This window comes from Streptomyces sp. NPDC059679 (genome assembly GCF_042734105.1).
Taxonomy (GTDB): Bacteria; Actinomycetota; Actinomycetes; order Streptomycetales; family Streptomycetaceae; genus Streptomyces.
In genome coordinates, this window is sequence record NZ_JBHWES010000032.1 from 76798 (window position 1) to 93849 (window position 17052).

16 protein-coding genes and 1 riboswitch are annotated in these 17052 nt (G+C 72.5%); of the genes, 11 read left to right on the forward strand and 5 right to left on the reverse strand.

Translation table 11 applies throughout. The annotated features are described in order from the left end of the window. The first annotated feature begins 8 nt into the window (after positions 1-8). Positions 9-824: a carbon-nitrogen hydrolase family protein gene (locus ACFV2X_RS30170; protein WP_385622357.1), complete on the forward strand. Its 816-nt coding sequence runs from the start codon at positions 9-11 to the stop codon at positions 822-824. 60 nt (positions 825-884) lie between these two features. Then, complete coding sequence (locus tag ACFV2X_RS30175; protein ID WP_385622359.1) at positions 885-2600, forward strand: flavin monoamine oxidase family protein; 1716 nt, start codon at positions 885-887, stop codon at positions 2598-2600. Here ACFV2X_RS30175 and ACFV2X_RS30180 read toward each other — a convergent pair. Both ACFV2X_RS30180 and ACFV2X_RS30185 read right to left on the reverse strand, forming a co-directional pair. Continuing rightward, on the reverse strand, positions 2561-3316 hold the full coding sequence (locus ACFV2X_RS30180) for a DUF5995 family protein (RefSeq protein ID WP_385622361.1): 756 nt from the start codon (positions 3314-3316) through the stop codon (positions 2561-2563). The two genes, ACFV2X_RS30175 and ACFV2X_RS30180, sit on opposite strands and share 40 nt — an antisense overlap. 120 nt (positions 3317-3436) lie before the next feature. Further along, complete coding sequence (locus ACFV2X_RS30185; protein ID WP_385622363.1) at positions 3437-4300, reverse strand: NAD-dependent epimerase/dehydratase family protein; 864 nt, start codon at positions 4298-4300, stop codon at positions 3437-3439. A 130-nt stretch (positions 4301-4430) separates the two neighbouring features. Here ACFV2X_RS30185 and ACFV2X_RS30190 point away from each other — a divergent pair, with 130 nt between their 5' ends. Further along, positions 4431-5276, forward strand: coding sequence for a helix-turn-helix transcriptional regulator (locus ACFV2X_RS30190; RefSeq protein ID WP_385622365.1), 846 nt, complete (start codon positions 4431-4433; stop codon positions 5274-5276). 64 nt (positions 5277-5340) lie between these two features. Here the strand turns inward: ACFV2X_RS30190 and ACFV2X_RS30195 are convergent, their stop codons facing one another. The 3 genes from ACFV2X_RS30195 to ACFV2X_RS30205 all read right to left on the reverse strand — a co-directional run bounded on the left by ACFV2X_RS30195 (position 5341) and on the right by ACFV2X_RS30205 (position 8903). Next, a complete protein-coding gene (locus ACFV2X_RS30195; RefSeq protein ID WP_385622441.1) occupies positions 5341-6744 on the reverse strand; it encodes a uracil-xanthine permease family protein in 1404 nt (467 codons plus the stop codon). Between the two features lie 115 nt (positions 6745-6859). Then, entirely contained in the window at positions 6860-7576 is a 717-nt protein-coding gene (locus tag ACFV2X_RS30200; RefSeq protein ID WP_385622368.1) for an ArsR/SmtB family transcription factor, read from the reverse strand. Between the two features lie 115 nt (positions 7577-7691). Next, entirely contained in the window at positions 7692-8903 is a 1212-nt protein-coding gene (locus ACFV2X_RS30205) for an MFS transporter (protein ID WP_385622371.1), read from the reverse strand. A gap of 141 nt (positions 8904-9044) precedes the next feature. Here ACFV2X_RS30205 and ACFV2X_RS30210 point away from each other — a divergent pair, with 141 nt between their 5' ends. The 8 genes from ACFV2X_RS30210 to hisG all read left to right on the forward strand — a co-directional run bounded on the left by ACFV2X_RS30210 (position 9045) and on the right by hisG (position 17038). Then, positions 9045-10250 (forward strand): ROK family transcriptional regulator, encoded by a 1206-nt coding sequence (locus ACFV2X_RS30210; RefSeq protein WP_385622374.1) that lies wholly within the window; start codon positions 9045-9047, stop codon positions 10248-10250. Positions 10251-10446: 196 nt separating this feature from the next. Then, entirely contained in the window at positions 10447-11754 is a 1308-nt protein-coding gene (locus ACFV2X_RS30215; RefSeq protein ID WP_385622376.1) for an alginate lyase family protein, read from the forward strand. 81 nt (positions 11755-11835) lie between these two features. Next, positions 11836-11966, forward strand: a riboswitch (FMN riboswitch). A 146-nt stretch (positions 11967-12112) separates the two neighbouring features. Further along, positions 12113-13222 carry a bifunctional diaminohydroxyphosphoribosylaminopyrimidine deaminase/5-amino-6-(5-phosphoribosylamino)uracil reductase RibD gene (ribD, locus tag ACFV2X_RS30220; RefSeq protein WP_385622378.1) on the forward strand — a complete coding sequence of 370 codons (1110 nt, stop codon included), beginning with the start codon at positions 12113-12115 and terminating at the stop codon, positions 13220-13222. After that, on the forward strand, positions 13223-13852 hold the full coding sequence (locus ACFV2X_RS30225) for a riboflavin synthase (RefSeq protein ID WP_385622380.1): 630 nt from the start codon (positions 13223-13225) through the stop codon (positions 13850-13852). An 80-nt stretch (positions 13853-13932) separates the two neighbouring features. Next, the gene (locus ACFV2X_RS30230; protein WP_385622443.1) at positions 13933-15252 is read left to right on the forward strand and encodes a bifunctional 3,4-dihydroxy-2-butanone-4-phosphate synthase/GTP cyclohydrolase II; all 1320 of its coding nucleotides are present in this window, start codon (positions 13933-13935) and stop codon (positions 15250-15252) included. 72 nt (positions 15253-15324) lie between these two features. Further along, on the forward strand, positions 15325-15798 hold the full coding sequence (gene ribH / locus ACFV2X_RS30235) for a 6,7-dimethyl-8-ribityllumazine synthase (protein ID WP_385622382.1): 474 nt from the start codon (positions 15325-15327) through the stop codon (positions 15796-15798). A 71-nt stretch (positions 15799-15869) separates the two neighbouring features. After that, on the forward strand, positions 15870-16142 hold the full coding sequence (locus ACFV2X_RS30240) for a phosphoribosyl-ATP diphosphatase (protein ID WP_014174926.1): 273 nt from the start codon (positions 15870-15872) through the stop codon (positions 16140-16142). 47 nt (positions 16143-16189) lie between these two features. Beyond that, complete coding sequence (gene hisG / locus ACFV2X_RS30245) at positions 16190-17038, forward strand: ATP phosphoribosyltransferase (RefSeq protein WP_089510315.1); 849 nt, start codon at positions 16190-16192, stop codon at positions 17036-17038. Positions 17039-17052: the final 14 nt, after the last annotated feature.

The window sequence follows — 17052 nt, forward strand, 5'->3', positions numbered from 1 at the left end:
GTCTGCCCATGCCCCCGCTGCGCATCGCCCTGCTCCAGAGCTCCGGCCACCCCGGCGAGACCGCCCAGAACCTCAAGGCCCTCGACAAGGCGGCCGGGCGTGCCGCGGCGGCCGGAGCCGGGCTGCTGATCGCCCCGGAGCTGTTCCTCACCGGATACGCGATCGGCGACGGCGTACGGCGGCTGGCCGAGCCGGCCGACGGGCCGGGCGGCCGGGCGGTGGCCCGTATCGCCGCCACCCACGGGCTGGCCGTCCTCTACGGCTACCCGGAGCGCGCGGGCGAGGCAGCGGACAGGGGCGGCGTGATCTTCAACTCCGCCCGGCTGGTCGGCCCCGACGGCGCCGAGCTCGCGAACTACCGCAAGACCCACCTCTTCGGCGACTTCGAGCGCGCGTGGTTCACCCCCGGCGACACCCCCGTCGTCCAGGCCACGCTCGGCGGCGTACGGCTGGGCGTCATGATCTGCTATGACGTGGAGTTCCCGGAGAACGTGCGGGCCCACGCCCTGGCCGGGACCGATCTGCTGCTGGTGCCCACCGCGCAGATGCACCCCTTCCAGTTCGTGGCCGAAGCCCTCGTCCCGGTCCGGGCGTTCGAGAGCCAGCTGTACATCGCGTACGTCAACCGCACCGGGCCCGAGGGCGACTTCGACTTCGTCGGGCTGAGCTGTCTGGCCGGGCCCGACGGCACGGTCAAGGCCCGCGCCGGGCGCGGCGAGGAGCTGGTCTTCGGCGAGGTCGACCCGGGGCTGCTCGCCGCCTCGCGTACCGCGAACCCGTATCTGGGGGACCGCAGGCCCGAGTTGTACTCACCCCTGACCTGACCCCGTACCCGCTCGGCCCCGCGCGCCCCTCGTTCAACCCCCGCAAGGAGTCCGTACCCGATGACGTCCATGGTGCCCACCGCCGTCCCCGACCAGCACGACGACCAGCAGAACGAGCGGCAGCCCGCTCCGCCGCTGACCATGTTCGGCCCGGACTTCCCCTACGCCTACGACGACTACCTCGCCCACCCCGCGGGCCTCGGCCAGATCCCGGCGACCGAGCACGGCACCGAGGTCGCGGTCATCGGCGGCGGTCTTTCCGGCATCGTCGCCGCGTACGAGCTGATGAAGATGGGCCTGAAGCCGGTCGTCTACGAGGCCGACCGGATCGGCGGGCGGCTGCGCACCGTCGGCTTCGAGGGCAGCGATCCGTCGCTGACCGCCGAGCTGGGCGCGATGCGCTTCCCGCCCAGCTCCACCGCGCTCCAGCACTACATCGACCTGGTGGGCCTGGAGACCCGGCCCTTCCCCAACCCCCTCGCGCCCGACACCCCTTCGACCGTCGTCGACCTGAAGGGCGAGTCGCACTACGCCCGCACCCTGGAGGATCTGCCCGAGGTCTACCACCAGGTGATGGAGGCATGGAACGCCTGCCTGGAAGACGGCGCCGACTTCTCCGCCATGCAGCGCGCCATCCGCGAGCGCGACGTCCCGCGGATCCGGGAGATCTGGTCCCGCCTGGTCGCGCGGCTCGACAACCAGACCTTCTACGGCTACCTCTGCGACTCCCCGGCCTTCGCCTCCTTCCGGCACCGCGAGATCTTCGGCCAGGTCGGCTTCGGCACCGGCGGCTGGGACACCGACTTCCCCAACTCCATCCTGGAGATCCTGCGCGTCGTCTACACCGGCGCGGACGACGACCACCGCGGCATCGTCGGCGGCAGCCAGCAGCTCCCGCTGCGGCTGTGGGAGCGCGAGCCGCGCAAGCTCGTGCACTGGACCCCGGGCACCTCGCTGGCCTCCCTGCACGGCGGCCGGCCGCGCCCGGCCGTCACCCGGCTGCACCGCGCGGCGGGCGACCGCATCGTCGTCACCGACGCGGCCGGCGATATCCGCTCGTACCCGGCGGTGGTGTTCACGGCGCAGTCCTGGATGCTGCTCTCGAAGATCGACTGCGATGACTCGCTCTTCCCCATCGACCACTGGACGGCGATGGAGCGCACCCACTACATGGAGTCCAGCAAGCTGTTCGTGCCGGTGGACCGGCCCTTCTGGCTGGACAAGGACGACGTCACCGGGCGCGACGTGATGAGCATGACGCTCACCGACCGGATGACCCGTGGCACCTATCTGCTGGACGACGGACCGGACCGGCCCGCCGTCATCTGCCTCTCGTACACCTGGTGCGACGACAGCCTCAAGTGGCTGCCGCTGTCGGCGAACGAGCGTATGGAGGTCATGCTCAAGTCGCTGTCGGAGATCTATCCGAAGGTCGACATCCGCAAGCACATCATCGGCAGCCCGGTCACCGTCTCCTGGGAGAACGAGCCCTACTTCATGGGCGCGTTCAAGGCCAACCTCCCCGGCCACTACCGCTACCAGCGCCGTCTGTTCACCCACTTCATGCAGGACCGGCTCCCGGCCGACCGGCGCGGTGTCTTCCTCGCGGGCGACGACATCTCCTGGACCGCGGGGTGGGCCGAGGGCGCCATACAGACCGCGCTCAACGCGGTGTGGGGCGTGATGACCCACTTCGGCGGGCGGACGGACCCGAAGAACCCGGGCCCGGGCGATGTCTACGACGAGATCGTGCCCGTCGAACTCCCGGAGGACTGAGCCGGTGCGTTTGCACTGAGTTTGGCGCCGGGCAGCGGGGTGAGCAGAAACCGCCCCACCAGCCCGACGCTCTCGTCGACGCGCTCGACGAACTCCTCGGTCAGCTCCGGCAGTCCACGCAGCCCCCACAGGGCGCGGAACGCCGCCCACGCGGCGCCCCGCGCCTTGTCCAGGCTCCACGCGCCCACGAGGTGGGTGAGCGGATCGGCCACGTCCAGCAGGTCGGGGCCGGGCATCAGGTCCTCGCGGATCCGCTCCTCGAGACCGGCGAGCAGGGTGCCGACCCGGTCGAAGTCGCCTTCCAGCCCCTCCGGTTCCGCCTTCCGCTCCCGGCAGGTCTCCACCAGCGCGAGGGCCAGGTCATGGCCGATGTGCGCGTTCATCCCGGCCAGCGCGAACTGCAGCGGACGGACCCCGGGATGGCGGCGCAGCTGGAACAGCGGCCGCCAGCAGGCGGACGGCCGCCGCCCGGCCGCCACCGCGTCGACCGCGGCCAGATAGCGGGCGGCGAAGCGCACATCCAGGTCCTGGGTGGCGGCGGGGTCCTGGAAGTAACCGTCCGTGAGCCGGCGGCCGACCTCCTCGGTGACCGCCAGATACACCCGGTTGAAGACCGCCACCCCGTCCCGGGGCGGCAGCGTGGCGCCGAGCGCGCGCATCCGCGCCACGACACCCTCCACGGTCCGCGGCGCGCGCCGCTCGGCCGACGTCGTCATGGACGCAAGCGTCGCAGCCGAGCCGCGGCCCGTCCGGCCGTACGCCGCCGCTTCCCCGAAACGGACTAACGAGTCCTCGTCAGAGCGCCCCCGTCACGGCGTCTTCGTACAGCGCCCCCGTCACAGCGCCCCCGCGTCGAGGGCCGTCCACAGCGTCGGGTACAGGGGCCGCCAGCCCAGCTCGGCGCGGAGCCGGGCGTTGGAGCACACTCCGAACCAGGGGTCGGGGTCGGCGCGGTCCGCCATGCCCTCCGGCAGCGGAACGCCGTTGACCCGGTGCAGATCCACCGCCGTGACGGGCGCGTCATCGACGATGTTGTACTTCCGCCCGGCCACGCCCGGCGCGGTCAGCAGCCGCACCAGCCCCCGCGCCACATCCGCGTGATGCGCCATCTGCAGCCGCTGATGGCCCGCCCACTGCCCCGCCCAGCGCAGCGACTCCGCCAGATGCGGGTCGCCCTCGCCGTATACGAAGGGCAGGCTGCCGATCCGGACGTCGAGCCCGCGCTCGCGGTGCAGCTCCAGCAGCCCCTGCTCGGCCTCGGCCTTGGACGCGGGGTACGCGCCCCACATATCCCCGCCCGGCACCGACTCGTCGTCCTCCACCAGCGGCCGGCCGCGCCCGAGGCCGTAGACCAGATTGGTGCTGACCTGGACGAAGCGCGAGGCGCCCGCCTCCAGGGCGGCGCGGGCGAGGCCGAGGGCCGCGTCGCGGTTGACCGCCCACGCCTCCTCGTCCGGCGCCCCCCGGAACGCCGCCGCCACGTTGACCACCGCGTCCACCCCGGTCAGCGCCTTGCGCACGTCCTGCTCCTCGCGCACATCGCCGACCGCCACCTGCGCGCCCAGCGCGGCGAAGGGCGCGCCCTTCGCCTCGTCGCGCACCAGCACCCGTACCTCGTCGCCGGGCGCGCGCCACTGCAGCAGCCGTGGCGTGAACCGCTGTCCCACCCGGCCGGTCACCCCGGTCACCAACGTCAGCATGTCCTGACTCCTCTTATCGGTGTTCGTCGGCTCCGACCCTGCGGGAGTCCGCGGCCGACCGGGAGAGCACCGCCGATCCAGGGATTGGCAGACCCTGGATGAGGAGCCGGGGACCGGCGATCCTTGAGGCGTGGACCGCACTCAACTCGCCGACTTCCTGCGCCGCTGCCGCACCCGGCTCTCACCCGCCGACGTCGGGCTCGGCCCGGGCGCGCGCCGCCGCACCCCGGGGCTGCGCCGCGAGGAGGTGGCCCAGCTGACCGGTATGTCCACCGACTACTACACCCGTCTGGAGCAGGCCCGCAGCCCGCGCCCGTCCCGGCAGATGCTGACCGCGCTGGCCCGCGCGCTGCGGCTCACCGACGACGAGCGGGACCACCTCTTCCATCTGGTGGGGGAGGAGCCGCCGCGCGACCGGTCGTCCTCCGGGCATGTGCGGCCCGGTCTGCTGCTGGTCCTGGACCGGCTGTACGACACCCCGGCGATGGTGGTCAACGACTGGGGCGAGGTGCTGGCTCAGAACCCGATGGCCGCCGCCCTGTCCGGCGACGTCAGCGCCCGGCCGCCGGGCCGGCGGAACATGATCCGCCGCTACTTCACCGACCCGGACATGCGTCGGCTCGTCCCGCCCGAGGACCAGGAGGAGCATGCGCGGTCCCATGTCGCGAGCCTCCGGGCCGTGCTGGCCGCCCGCCCCGACGACCCCGCACCGGCGGCGCTCGTCGCCGAGCTGCGGGCGGCCAGCGAGGAGTTCGCCGCGCTGTGGGAGGCGCACGAGGTCGCGGTGCGGCGCTCGGCGGTCAAGCGTTTTCTGCACCCGGTGGTGGGGCTGCTCGAGCTGGAGTGCGAGGTGCTGCTGAGCTCCGAACACGCCCAGCGGCTCATCGTCCACTCGGCCCGCCCGGGCACCGAGTCGTACGAGCGTCTTGAGCTGCTGCGGGTGGTGGGCCTCCAGGACCTCGCGGCGCACGGATAGCGCCGCGCGCCCTCCTCAGAGGCACAGGGCCTCAGAGGCACAGGGCCTCAGGCCCTTCAGGCCCTCAGGCTTTGGTGGCGGTCTCGGCCGCCGCCGGTTCGTCGTCGTACGCGCTGGTGCCCGAGTCCAGCAGCGGTTCCTCCCGCTTCATATGGGCCGGGGCCAGCGCGCGCAGCAGGTGGTAGCCGCTGAGCACGACGACCGTGCCCAGCGCGATCCCGCTGAGCTCGAAGTTGTCGCTGACCTTGAGGCTGACCCCGCCGACGCCGATGACCACACCGGCCGCGACCGGCACCAGATTGAGCGGATTGCGCAGATCCACCTTGTTGTGCACCCAGATCTGGGCGCCGAGCAGCCCGATCATGCCGTACAGGATGACGGTGATCCCGCCCAGCACGCCGCCGGGTATCGCCGCGACGACCGCCCCGAACTTGGGGCACAGCCCGAAGAGCAGGGCGAAGCCGGCCGCGGCCCAGTAGGCGGCGGTGGAGTAGACACGGGAGGCCGCCATGACGCCGATGTTCTCGGAGTACGTGGTGTTGGCCGGGCCGCCGACCGCCGTGGAGAGCATGGTGGCCGCGCCGTCCGCCGCGATGGCGGTGCCGAGGGTGTCGTCGAGCGGGTCGCCGGTCATCTCGCTGACCGCCTTCACATGCCCGGCGTTCTCGGCGATCAGCGCGATGACGACCGGCAGGGCGACCAGGATGGCCGACCACTGGAGGCTGGGCGCGTGGACGGAGGGCAGTCCGATCCAGTCCGCCTTGGACACCCCGGACAGGTCGAGCCGCCAGTGGTCGGTGGCCCGTCCGCTGCCGTCCAGTGAGTGGATCTTGCCGAAGACGCGGTCGAAGAGCCAGGAGATCGCATAGCCGAAGACCAGGCCCAGGAAGATCGCGATACGCGACCAGAAGCCGCGCAGACAGACCACGGCGAGACCGGTGAAGAGCATGGTCAGCAGCGCGGTCCACTGGTCGGCGGGCCAGTATGTGTTCGCCGTCACCGGCGCGAGGTTGAAGCCGATCAGCATCACCACCGCGCCCGTGACCACCGGCGGCATCGCCGCGTGGATGATGCGCGCGCCGAACTTGCGGACCGCCAGACCGCTGAGGAACAGCACCCCGCCGACCACGAGAATCGCGCCGGTGATGGCGGCGCTGCCACCGCCCTGCGCCCTGATCACGGCGGCGACGCCGACGAAGGAGAGGCTGCAGCCCAGGTAGCTGGGCACCCGGCCGCGGGTCGCCAGCAGGAACAGGATGGTCGCGACCCCGGACATCATGATCGCGAGATTGGGGTCGAGACCCATCAGCACGGGGGCCACGAAGCTCGCCCCGAACATCGCCACGACGTGCTGTGCGCCAAGACCCGCCGTCCTGGGCCAGGACAGCCGCTCATCCGGCTTGACGACGGCTCCGGGGGCGGGCGTACGCCCGTCGCCGTGCAGGGTCCAGCGCACGCCGAGGCCCATGGTTGTGCTCCACTTCATTGCTCAGGGGGATCGCAGCAATGTTAGTGGGTCGAAAGTGTGTTTCATCCCCCTAAAGATCCTGGAGGCCGGCGATAGAGATCCCGGAGGCCGACGATTAAAGATCCTGCAGGTCAGCGACGCGCACGCCCAGCAGGTCGTGCAGCGCCCGCTGTCCGTCCTCGCTGACCCGCAGCGCCCGCTGGCTGCCGATCCGCACACACCACCCCGCGTCCAGTGCGTGCCGGCACAGCGCGGCCCCCGCCACGCCCGCCAGATGCGGTCTGCGCTCGGTCCAGTCCAGGCAACTGCGGGCCATCGGCCGACGGCCGCGCGGCGCGCCCGTCAGATCGACGCCCAGGTCCCGGAACCACACCAGACCGGCGTCGGTCAGCGAGAAGCCCGTCACGGCCTGGAGCAGCCCCCGCTCCAGCAGCGCGTCGGTGATGGCCGTGCCGAGCCGCCCGGCGAGATGGTCGTAGCAGGTCCGGGCCCGCGCCATGGCCGCACCGGCGCCGGCGGCGCCCAGCGTCCGGGGCGCGGGCGGCGGAGCGGCGTGGCCGGACAGGTCCTCGATCAGCTGCGCGATCTGCGGCCCCGCCAGCCGTACGTAGCGGTGCCTGCCCTGCCGCTCCTCCGCCAGCAGACCGCCCTCGACCAGCCGGCTCAGATGTTCGCTCGTGGTCGACGGGGCCACCCCGGCGAGCCGCGCCAGCTCCCCGGCGGTCCAGGCCCGCCCGTCGAGCAGCGCCAGACAGAACGACGCGCGGGTCTCGTCCGCGAGCAGCGCGGCGAACCGGGCGAGCTGCGGACCGCGGGAATGGGGCTGCGACATACGCCCATCATGCGCCCCGGACACTTCGGCCCCGGCCGAAATCACGCCTGGCTGCGGCGGGCCACGCCCCCACGCGACGGAGCGGCGTAGCGGGAAAGGGGCGCCTCGCGCCCCGTCAGTGCGGCGTAGTGCTCGGCGCCGCGGCGTCCGTGTGCCCGTCGCGCGCCGCCGCGCCCGCGTGCTCGGACGACGCGCTCCGCAGCACGCCCGCTCCCACCACCAACCCCAGCGTCAGCACCGCCACCACACCGAACGAGGCCGTCAGCGATGTCGCGTCGGCGATCGAGCCCATCGCGGCCGGGGCGATCAGCCCCGAGGTGTACGTGATCGTGGCGACGCCCGCGATGGCCTGGCTGGGATTCGGCCCGCTGCGCCCGGCCGCCGCGAAGGCGAGCGGGACGACCACCGCGACGCCCAGGCCGAGCAGGCCGAATCCGGCGATGGCGAGGGCGGGGCCGTTGGCGGTCACGATCAGCACACCGCCGGCCGTGGACAGGACGCCGCCCACCCGTACGGTCCGCACCGCGCCGAAGCGCCCCACCACCGCGTCGCCGACGAGCCGGGCCGCGGCCATGGTGCAGGAGAAGGCCGTGGTGCAGGCGGCGGCGAGGGCGGGGGAGGAGTCCAGGACGTCCCGGAGATAGACCGCCGACCAGTCCAGGCTCGCGCCCTCGGCGAACACCGCGCAGAAGCCGACCGCGCCGATGATCAGCGCCGAGCGGGGCGGCAGGGCGAAGCGGGGCGGCGGGTGCTCCTGGGGGGCGCTGCGCAGATCGAGCACCCAGCGGCAGACGACCGCGCCGATCACGGTGAGCACGGCGGCGGCGAGGCCGAGATGCAGCCGGGCGTCCGCGTCGGCGTGGGCGGCGAGCGTGCCGGCCGCCGAGCCGAGGAGTGCTCCGACGCTCCACATGCCGTGCAGCCCGGACATGATGGAGCGGCCCAGCCGTGTCTCGATCTCCACGCCGAGTGCGTTCATGGCGACATCGGCCATCCCGGCCGAGGCGCCGTAGACGAACAGCGCCGCGCACAGCCAGACCAGGCCGGGCGCGAGCGGGGGCAGCACCAGCGACAGACACCACAGCGCGATCAGTCCGCGCAGGGCGGTGCGGGCGCCGAAGCGGTGGCTGATCCGCCCGGCCAGGGGCATCGCGACGGAGGCCCCGATCGCAGGAAAGACGAGGGCGAGGCCGAGCAGGCCCGCGCTGAGGTCCAGCTGCTCCTGGATCCAGGGGACGCGGGTGGCGAAGTTGCCGGTGACCGCGCCGTGGACGGCGAATACGGTCGCCACGGCCACCCGCGCCCGGCGTAGCGCTTTCGCGTCCATATCGCTGTCCATACCCCGCTGCCCACCCTTCCGGAGACCTTCTGGAGACCGTCTGGAGACGCGATTCGACCAAGGAAACTATCAGGAAGGCTCCCTGATAGATAGAGTCCATATGAGCGGTGCCTCTGAAAGGATCCCGCCATGACGTCGACGCGCGTGCCCCTGGCGGGCCGTATCGCCTCTCCGAGTACGGCGCGGGCGATCAACGACCGCCTCGCACTGCACCTCCTCAAGGATGAGGGGCCACTGACCGCCGGCCAGCTCAAGAACCTGACCGGGCTGTCCCGGCCCACCATCGCGGACCTCGTGGAGCGGCTGCGGGACGCCGGGCTGATCGCCGTGGTGGGGGAGACGGGCGCCGAGCGCCGGGGGCCCAACGCCCGGGTGTACGGCATCGTCGCCGACAGCGCGCATGTGGCGGGCGTGGACGTCCGCGCGCGGAGCGTGGCGGTGTGCGTGGCCGATCTGCTGGGCAACACCATCGCCGAGGCGTCGCTGCCGGTCGCCGCCGACGTCGAGCCCGCGCGGGCCGCCGAGGCCACGGTGGACCTGGTGCGGCGCACCGCCCGGGAGGCCGGGGCCGAGCGGCTGCACCACATCGGCATCGGCGCCCCGGGGCTCGTCGATCCGGCGACCGGTGAGCTCGCCGCCACCGACGCCCTGCCCCGCTGGCACCGTGAGCTGAGCGCGGCCCTGCACGGCGCCCTCGGGGCGCCGGTGCTACTGGAGAACGAGGTCAATCTGGCCGCCGTCGCCGAGCAGCGGCTCGGTGTGGTCCGCGACCGGGACACCTTCGTACTGCTGTGGCTGGGCCATGGCGTCGGCGCGGCCGTCGTGCTCGACCGGGTGCTCAGACGCGGGGCCTCCGGGGGGACGGGGGAGATCGGCTTCATGCCGGTGCCGTGGACGTCCGGGCTGCCGTCCGCGACCGCCTGCGACGGCGGCTTCCACTCGCTCGCGAGCAGCCCCGCGGTCTGTGAACTCGCCCGCGACCTGGGGCTGTCGGCCGACCCGGCGGACGACGCGCGCGCGGCGGAGGCGGTCGTGCGGGCGGCGGTGAACGAGGGGGAGCGGGGCGAGCCGTTCCTGGACGCGCTCGCGGGCCGGATCGCGGTGGGGGCGGCCGCGGTGTGCGCGGTGCTCGACCCGGGCTGTGTGGTGCTCGGCGGAGAGGTGGGCCGGGCCGGGGGCGCCGCCCTGGCGCGCCGCGTGGAGGACCGGCTGCGGGGCATGTCGCCGCTGCGCACCCAGGTGCGGGCCGGGGTGGTGGGCGGCGGCGGGGTGCTGCGGGGCGCGGTCCTGACCGCCACGGATGCCGCCCAGAACCAGCTGTTCGGCGCCCCTTAGCCGGTCCGCGCCCCTTAGCCGGTCCGCGGCCCGGTGCCACGCCGCCCCCTCGCCTCTCCTCTCCTCATCCGTCCTCCCGCCTCTTCTCGCCGCCGCGGAGTTATGCGCGATCCCTTGTCGTGAGCATGGCCTCCGCATAGCCTGACCCACGATCGCGCTCCTGAATTCTGTTCAGATAGCTGATTGGGGTCCCTCGATGGGTGCATCCTCTCCGGCACGTGGGCCGATCGCCCGCGCCGCCGTCGCCCTCGCCGCGCTTTTCGCAGTGTTCGCCCTCCCCGCCGCCCCCTCCGCCCAGGGCGCCGAACCCGCCCGCCATCCGGCCCCGGTGCCCAAGACCGTGGTGCTCGACGGCCCGCGGCTGGCCGTGACCAAGGCGAAGCTGCAGTTGGGAGACGCGCGGCTGAAGCGGACCGTACGCGATCTGACCGCCCAGGCCGACCAGTGGATGAACCAGGGCCCCTGGACGGTCACCGACAAGGACCAGGTGCCGCCCAGCGGCGACAAGCACGACTACTTCAGCCAGGCCCCGTACTGGTGGCCCACCCAGCCGAAGACCGAAGACAATCCGTACGGCTGCCCCTACGTTCAGAAGGATGGCCAACGGAACCCCGATGTGGACAAGATGACGGACCGTCCCGAGGTGGGCAAGGTCTTCGAGTCCGCCTATGAGCTCTCCCTGGCCTGGTACTACACCGGTAAGCGCGGCTACGCCGAGCACGCCGCCGAGATCCTGCGCACCTGGTTCGTCGACCCCGCGACCCGGATGAACCCCAGCCTCAACCACGCCCAGTTCATCCCCTGCAAGTACGACGGCCGCTCGATCGGCATCATCGACTTCTCTCAGGGCTTCACCAGCCTGCTGGACGCCGCCGCCATCCTCGACACCGGCGCCCCCGGCTGGTCCCGCGGCGACCACGGCGGCTTCCGCACCTGGAACAAGCAGTTCCTGGACTGGCTGGTGAACAGCGACTTCGGCAAGGAGGAGAGCGCCGCCAAGAACAACCACGGCACGTTCGCCGACATGCAGATCGCCGCCATCGCCGCCGCCGTGGGCGACCGGGACCTGGCCCGCCAGGTCGTCCGCGAGGCCCGCACCGAGCGCGTGGACGCCCAGATCGCGGCGGACGGCACCCAGCCCGGCGAGCTCTCCCGCACCCGCAGCTTCCACTACTCGACCTTCAACCTCGTCGCCTTCACCCGCCTCGCGGCCGTCGGCGAGCACGTCGGCGTGGACCTGTGGCACTACACGGGGCCGGACGGAGCGAACCTCTTCAAGGCCGTCGACGTGCTGCTCCCCGCGGCCACCGGGGCCAAGCCCTGGCCGTACCCGGAGCTGGACTTCCGCGCCTACGCGGCCAGCGACATCGTGCACGCGGCGGCCGACGCGGGCGACCGCAAGGCCAAGGCGGCGCTCCCCGCGCTCCAGGCACCGCCCGGCGGCGACCTGTGGGCGCTGCGGCCGGCCGTCGAGCAGCTTGACAGCATCGCCACCACTGGTTGACGGACGGGTGAGGCAAGCCACACTCCCGCGGCCCCAGCTGTGCCGATGTCCCATGGCACACTGGGGCCGTACCAGTGACGTCAGCGCACTCCGGGGTCGGTGAAAATCCGAACCGGCGGTTACAGTCCGCGACCCGTCCGCTGCCAGCGGCCGGTTGACCAGGTGAAATTCCTGGACCGACGGTGAAAGTCCGGATGGGAGGCAGTGCGCGGCGGGAGTAGTGCACCGGTGCGCCGTGCTCGGCGGCCCGCTTTTTGTGGCGGACCGGATCCCGGCCCAGGCGTTCCCCGGTGTCGTCTTTCCGCTTCTGTCATCTCGACAGCCCCGGAGTCCGTGCCCGAAGAGGCAGGAGGACCCGGTGGCCACCACCGCCGAAGCCGAAGCGATGCGCCGTGCCGTAGTGCTCGCCGCCCGGGGCCTCGGCCACACCAGCCCCAACCCCGTGGTCGGTTGCGTCATCCTCGACGCCGACGGCCGTACCGCGGGCGAGGGCTGGCACCAGCAGGCCGGCGGACCGCACGCCGAGGTCCACGCCCTGCGCGCGGCCGGTGAGCGGGCCCGCGGCGGCACCGCCGTCGTCACCCTCGAACCCTGCAACCACACCGGCCGCACCGGCCCCTGCGCCCAGGCGCTGCTGGACGCCGGGATCGTCCGCGTCGTCTACGCGGTCGCCGACCCCAACGCCAAGGCCGCCGGCGGGGCCGCCACCCTGGCCGCCGCCGGGACCGCCGTCGAGAGCGGACTGCTCGCCGACCAGGCCGCCGCGGTCAACGAGGCTTGGCTGACCTCGATGCGGTTCGGCCGCCCCTTCGTGCTGTGGAAGTACGCCGCGACCCTGGACGGGCGCAGCGCCGCCGCCGACGGCACCAGCCGGTGGATCACCTCCGCCGCCTCCCGCGCCGATGTGCACCGGCTGCGCGCCGAGTCGGACGCCGTGCTGGTCGGCTCCGGCACCCTGCGCGCCGACGATCCGCATCTCGCCGTACGTGGCCGAGGCGGCGCCCGGCAGCCGCTGCGCGTCGTCCTCGACAGCAAGGCCACCATCGCCCCGGACGCCCGGGTCCTGGACGGCACCGCGCCCACCCTCGTCGCCGTCGCCGAAGACGCCCCCGCCGTACGGCTGGCGGGCGCCGAGACCGTACGGCTGCCGCGCGCCGCGTCCGGGCCGGGCCTGGACATCCCGGCGCTGCTCGGCGAGCTCCACGGCCGCGGGATCCGCTCGGTCCTGCTGGAGGGCGGCCCCACGCTCGCCGGGGCGTTCCTGGCCGCCCGCGCCGTCGACAAGGTCGTCGGCTATCTCGCCCCCGCACTGCTCGGCGCCGGCGCCCCCGCCCTCGCCGACGCCGGAATCACCACCATCACGCAGGCGTTGCGCCTCGAGCTGACCGACGTCACCAGGCTCGGTCCCGACCTGCGCATCACCGCCGTGCCGGCGCCCACCGCCCCTGCCGCACCCGAGGAGAGCTGAATGTTCACCGGAATCGTCGAAGAACTGGGCGAGATCGTCGCCGTCGAGAACCTGGGCGACGCGTCCCGCTTCCTGGTCAGCGGCCCCGTCGTCACCGAAGGCGCCAAGCACGGCGACTCCATCGCCGTCAACGGCGTCTGCCTCACCGTCGTCGACCTCGAGGACGGCCGGTTCTCCGCCGACGTCATGGCCGAGACCCTGAACCGCTCCAGCCTCGGCGCCCTCGCCGTCGGCTCCCGCGTCAACCTGGAGCGCCCGATGGCGCTCGGCGGGCGCCTGGGCGGCCACCTGGTGCAGGGTCATGTCGACGGCACCGGCACCGTCATCGAGCGCAAGCTCTCCGAGCACTGGGAGATCGTCAAGATCTCGCTCCCCGCCGATCTGAGCCGCTATGTCGTCGAGAAGGGCTCCATCACGGTCGACGGCATCAGCCTGACCGTCGTCGACGCGGGCCCCGACTACTTCACCGTCAGCCTCATCCCGACGACCCTCGCCCTGACCACCCTGGGCGTCAAGCAGGCCGGCGACCCCGTCAACCTCGAAGTGGACGTGCTCGCCAAGTACGTCGAGCGGCTGCTTGGGAAGGGCGCGGGCGCCCCGGCCGGCACGGACGAGGAGGCCGTCGCATGACCGCCCCCGTCAGCGACGCCCAGACGTCCCTGGACAGCACGAACAGCAAGGACGGCACGACCACCAGGAAGCAGCGACACATGACCCCCGTACAGAGCGTGCAGGCCGTGCCGAGCCCGCAGAGCGCTCCCGAATGGCCCGACGAACTGTCCCTCGACTCCGTCGAGCGGGCGATTGCCGAGATCGCCGCCGGGCGCCCCGTCGTGGTCGTGGACGACGAGGACCGGGAGAACGAGGGCGACCTCATCGTCGCCGCCGAGAAGGCCACGCCCGAGATCGTCGCCTTCATGATGAGCGAGTGCCGCGGGCTGATCTGCGCCACCCTGGACGCCGCCGACCTCGACCGGCTGCGGCTGCCGCAGATGGTCGAGGAGAACTCCGAGTCCATGCGCACCGCCTTCACCGTCTCGGTCGACGCCACCGCCGAACACGGTGTCGGCACCGGCATCTCCGCCGCCGACCGCTCCACCACCCTGCGCCTGCTGGCCGATCCGCACTCCACCCCCGAGGACTTCGCGCGCCCCGGCCATATCTTCCCGCTGCGCCCCCGCGACGGCGGCGTGCTCACCCGCGACGGCCACACCGAGGCCGGTGTCGACCTCGCCCGGCTGGCGGGGCTGCGCCCGGCCGCCGCGATCTGCGAGATCGCGGGCCCCGACGGCACCATGCTGCGCCTGCCCGAACTGGTCGCCTTCGCCCGCCGGAACGGGCTGGCGATCATCTCCATCGAGGCCCTGATCGCCTACCGCAGGGCCATCGAGCCCACCGTGCGGCGCGAGGCCGAGACCCGGCTGCCCACCGCCTTCGGCGACTTCCAGGCGTACGGCTACCGCTCCACCACCGACGGCGTCGAGCACATCGCCCTCGTCCAGGGCGACATCGGCGACGGCGAGGACGTCCTGGTCCGTATCCACTCCGAGTGCCTGACCGGCGATGTCTTCGGCTCGCAGCGCTGCGACTGCGGCCCCCAGCTGCACGCCTCCCTGGAGCGGATCACCGCCGAGGGGCGCGGCGTGGTGGTCTATCTGCGCGGCCACGAGGGCCGCGGCATCGGGCTGCTGTCCAAGCTGCGCGCATACGAGCTGCAGGAGCTGGGCCGCGACACCCTCGACGCCAACCTCGAACTCGGCCTGCCCGCCGACGCCCGCGACTACGCCGCCGGCGCCCGCATCCTCGCCGACCTCGGTGTGCGCTCGCTGCGCCTGATGACCAACAACCCGGAGAAGACCGCGGCGCTGGTCCGGCACGGGCTGCGGGTCACCGGCCGGGAGCCGATGCCCGTCCAGGCCGGTGAGCACAACCTGCGCTATCTGCGCACCAAGCGCGACCGTATGGGCCACGACCTGCCGTGGCTGGAGAGCGGCCGCCCCCAGCCGATGTCCGCCTGCGGCAATCAGTAACCGCAGCCCCGTACCCGTAGCCCCAGCGACACCCGCACCAGAGCAACACCCGCACCAAGGAGAGAAGTAGACGTGAGCGGTAAGGGAGCCCCCCAGCTGTCCGTGGAGAACGGCGGAGACCTGCGCGTGGCCGTCGTGGCCGCCCAGTGGCACGCCCAGGTGATGGACGGGCTCGTCGACGGGGCGCGGCGCGCCCTGCGCGAGCTGGGCATCGACGAGCCGACCGTACTGCGCGTACCGGGCAGCTGGGAGCTGCCGGTGGCCGCCAAGGCCCTCGCCGACCGCGGCTTCGACGCGGTCGTGGCCCTGGGCGTCGTCATCCGCGGCGGCACCCCCCACTTCGACTATGTGTGCCAGGGCGTCACCCAGGGCCTCACCCAGGTCAGCGTGGACACCGGGGTGCCCATCGGCTTCGGCGTGCTGACCTGCGACACCGAGGAGCAGGCCCTGGACCGGGCCGGGCTCGAAGGGTCGAACGAGGACAAGGGCCACGAGGCCGTCACCGCGGCCGTCGCCACCGTCGTCACCCTGCGGTCGGTCTCCTGACCCTGGCGCCTCGAGCCGGGTAACCCTGGCGCCGAGTCGGGTCACGCGACCCCAGTAGGATGACGGGCATCATGCCCAAGAAGACGTTCGAGGAGCTCTTCGCCGAGCTTCAGCAGAAGGCCCTCACGGCCGATCCCGCCACCTCCCGCACCGCCGACCTGCTTCAGTCGGGTGTGCACGCCATCGGCAAGAAGGTCGTGGAGGAGGCCGCCGAGGTGTGGATGGCCGCGGAGTACGAGAGCGACGCCGCGGCCGCCGAGGAGATTTCGCAGCTCCTCTACCACCTCCAGGTGATGATGATCGCCCGGGGCCTGACCCTCGACGACGTCTACGCTCACCTCTGAGCACGCCCCACAGCCCCAACCCTCGCCCACGTAAGGAAAAAGGTCTCATGCTGCGCATCGCCGTCCCCAACAAGGGTTCACTGTCCGAGCCTGCGTCGGCGATGCTCCATGAGGCGGGCTACCGGCAGCGCAAGGACCGTCGGGAACTGGTGCTCGTCGACTCCGAGAACGACGTCGAGTTCTTCTTCCTGCGCCCCCGCGACATCGCCGTGTACGTCGGCTCCGGCCGCCTGGACATCGGCATCACCGGCCGTGATCTGCTGCTCGACTCCGGCTCCCAGGCCGAGGAGATCATGCAGCTCGGCTTCGCCGGTTCCACCTTCCGCTACGCCACCCGGCCCGGTACGGCGAAGGACGTCAGCGAGTTCGGCGGTATGACGGTCGCCACCTCCTTCTCCGGCCTGGTCACCAAACACCTCGCGGACAACGGCGTGGACGCCGCCGTCGTACACCTCGACGGCGCCGTCGAGACCGCCATCCAGCTCGGTGTGGCCGAGGTCATCGCGGATGTCGTCGAGACCGGCACCACCCTGCGCAACGCCGGTCTGGAGATCATCGGCGAGCCGATCCTGGAGTCCGAGGCCGTCGTCATCCGCCGCACCGGCGCCCCCGCCGACGACCCCAAGGTCCAGCAGTTCCTCCGCCGGATGCAGGGCGTCCTGGTGGCCCGCCGCTACGTGATGATGGACTACGACATCCGCGTCGAGCAGGTGGAGCGGGCCGTGGCCCTCACCCCCGGCCTGGAGTCGCCCACCGTCTCCCCGCTGCACCACGAGGGCTGGGTCGCGGTCCGCTCGATGGTCCCCACCAAGGACGCCCAGCGGATCATGGACGAGCTGTACGACCTGGGGGCGCGGGCCATCCTGACCACCGGCATCCACGCCTGCCGCCTCTGAGCCCCGGACATCCC

Bases quoted from the DNA above. Each gene is read 5' to 3' on its own strand.
- ACFV2X_RS30185 (WP_385622363.1), bottom strand. From the start codon at position 4,300: ATGCTGACGTTGGTGACCGGGGTGACCGGCCGGGTGGGACAGCGGTTC.
- ACFV2X_RS30210 (WP_385622374.1), top strand. From the start codon at position 9,045: ATGACGTCGACGCGCGTGCCCCTGGCGGGCCGTATCGCCTCTCCGAGT.
- ACFV2X_RS30195 (WP_385622441.1), bottom strand. From the start codon at position 6,744: ATGGGCCTCGGCGTGCGCTGGACCCTGCACGGCGACGGGCGTACGCCC.
- ACFV2X_RS30170 (WP_385622357.1), top strand. From the start codon at position 9: ATGCCCCCGCTGCGCATCGCCCTGCTCCAGAGCTCCGGCCACCCCGGC.
- hisG (WP_089510315.1), top strand. From the start codon at position 16,190: ATGCTGCGCATCGCCGTCCCCAACAAGGGTTCACTGTCCGAGCCTGCG.
- ACFV2X_RS30205 (WP_385622371.1), bottom strand. From the start codon at position 8,903: ATGGACGCGAAAGCGCTACGCCGGGCGCGGGTGGCCGTGGCGACCGTA.
- ACFV2X_RS30200 (WP_385622368.1), bottom strand. From the start codon at position 7,576: ATGTCGCAGCCCCATTCCCGCGGTCCGCAGCTCGCCCGGTTCGCCGCG.
- ACFV2X_RS30240 (WP_014174926.1), top strand. From the start codon at position 15,870: ATGCCCAAGAAGACGTTCGAGGAGCTCTTCGCCGAGCTTCAGCAGAAG.
- ACFV2X_RS30175 (WP_385622359.1), top strand. From the start codon at position 885: ATGACGTCCATGGTGCCCACCGCCGTCCCCGACCAGCACGACGACCAG.
- ACFV2X_RS30180 (WP_385622361.1), bottom strand. From the start codon at position 3,316: ATGACGACGTCGGCCGAGCGGCGCGCGCCGCGGACCGTGGAGGGTGTC.
- ACFV2X_RS30230 (WP_385622443.1), top strand. From the start codon at position 13,933: ATGACCCCCGTACAGAGCGTGCAGGCCGTGCCGAGCCCGCAGAGCGCT.
- ACFV2X_RS30215 (WP_385622376.1), top strand. From the start codon at position 10,447: ATGGGTGCATCCTCTCCGGCACGTGGGCCGATCGCCCGCGCCGCCGTC.
- ACFV2X_RS30225 (WP_385622380.1), top strand. From the start codon at position 13,223: ATGTTCACCGGAATCGTCGAAGAACTGGGCGAGATCGTCGCCGTCGAG.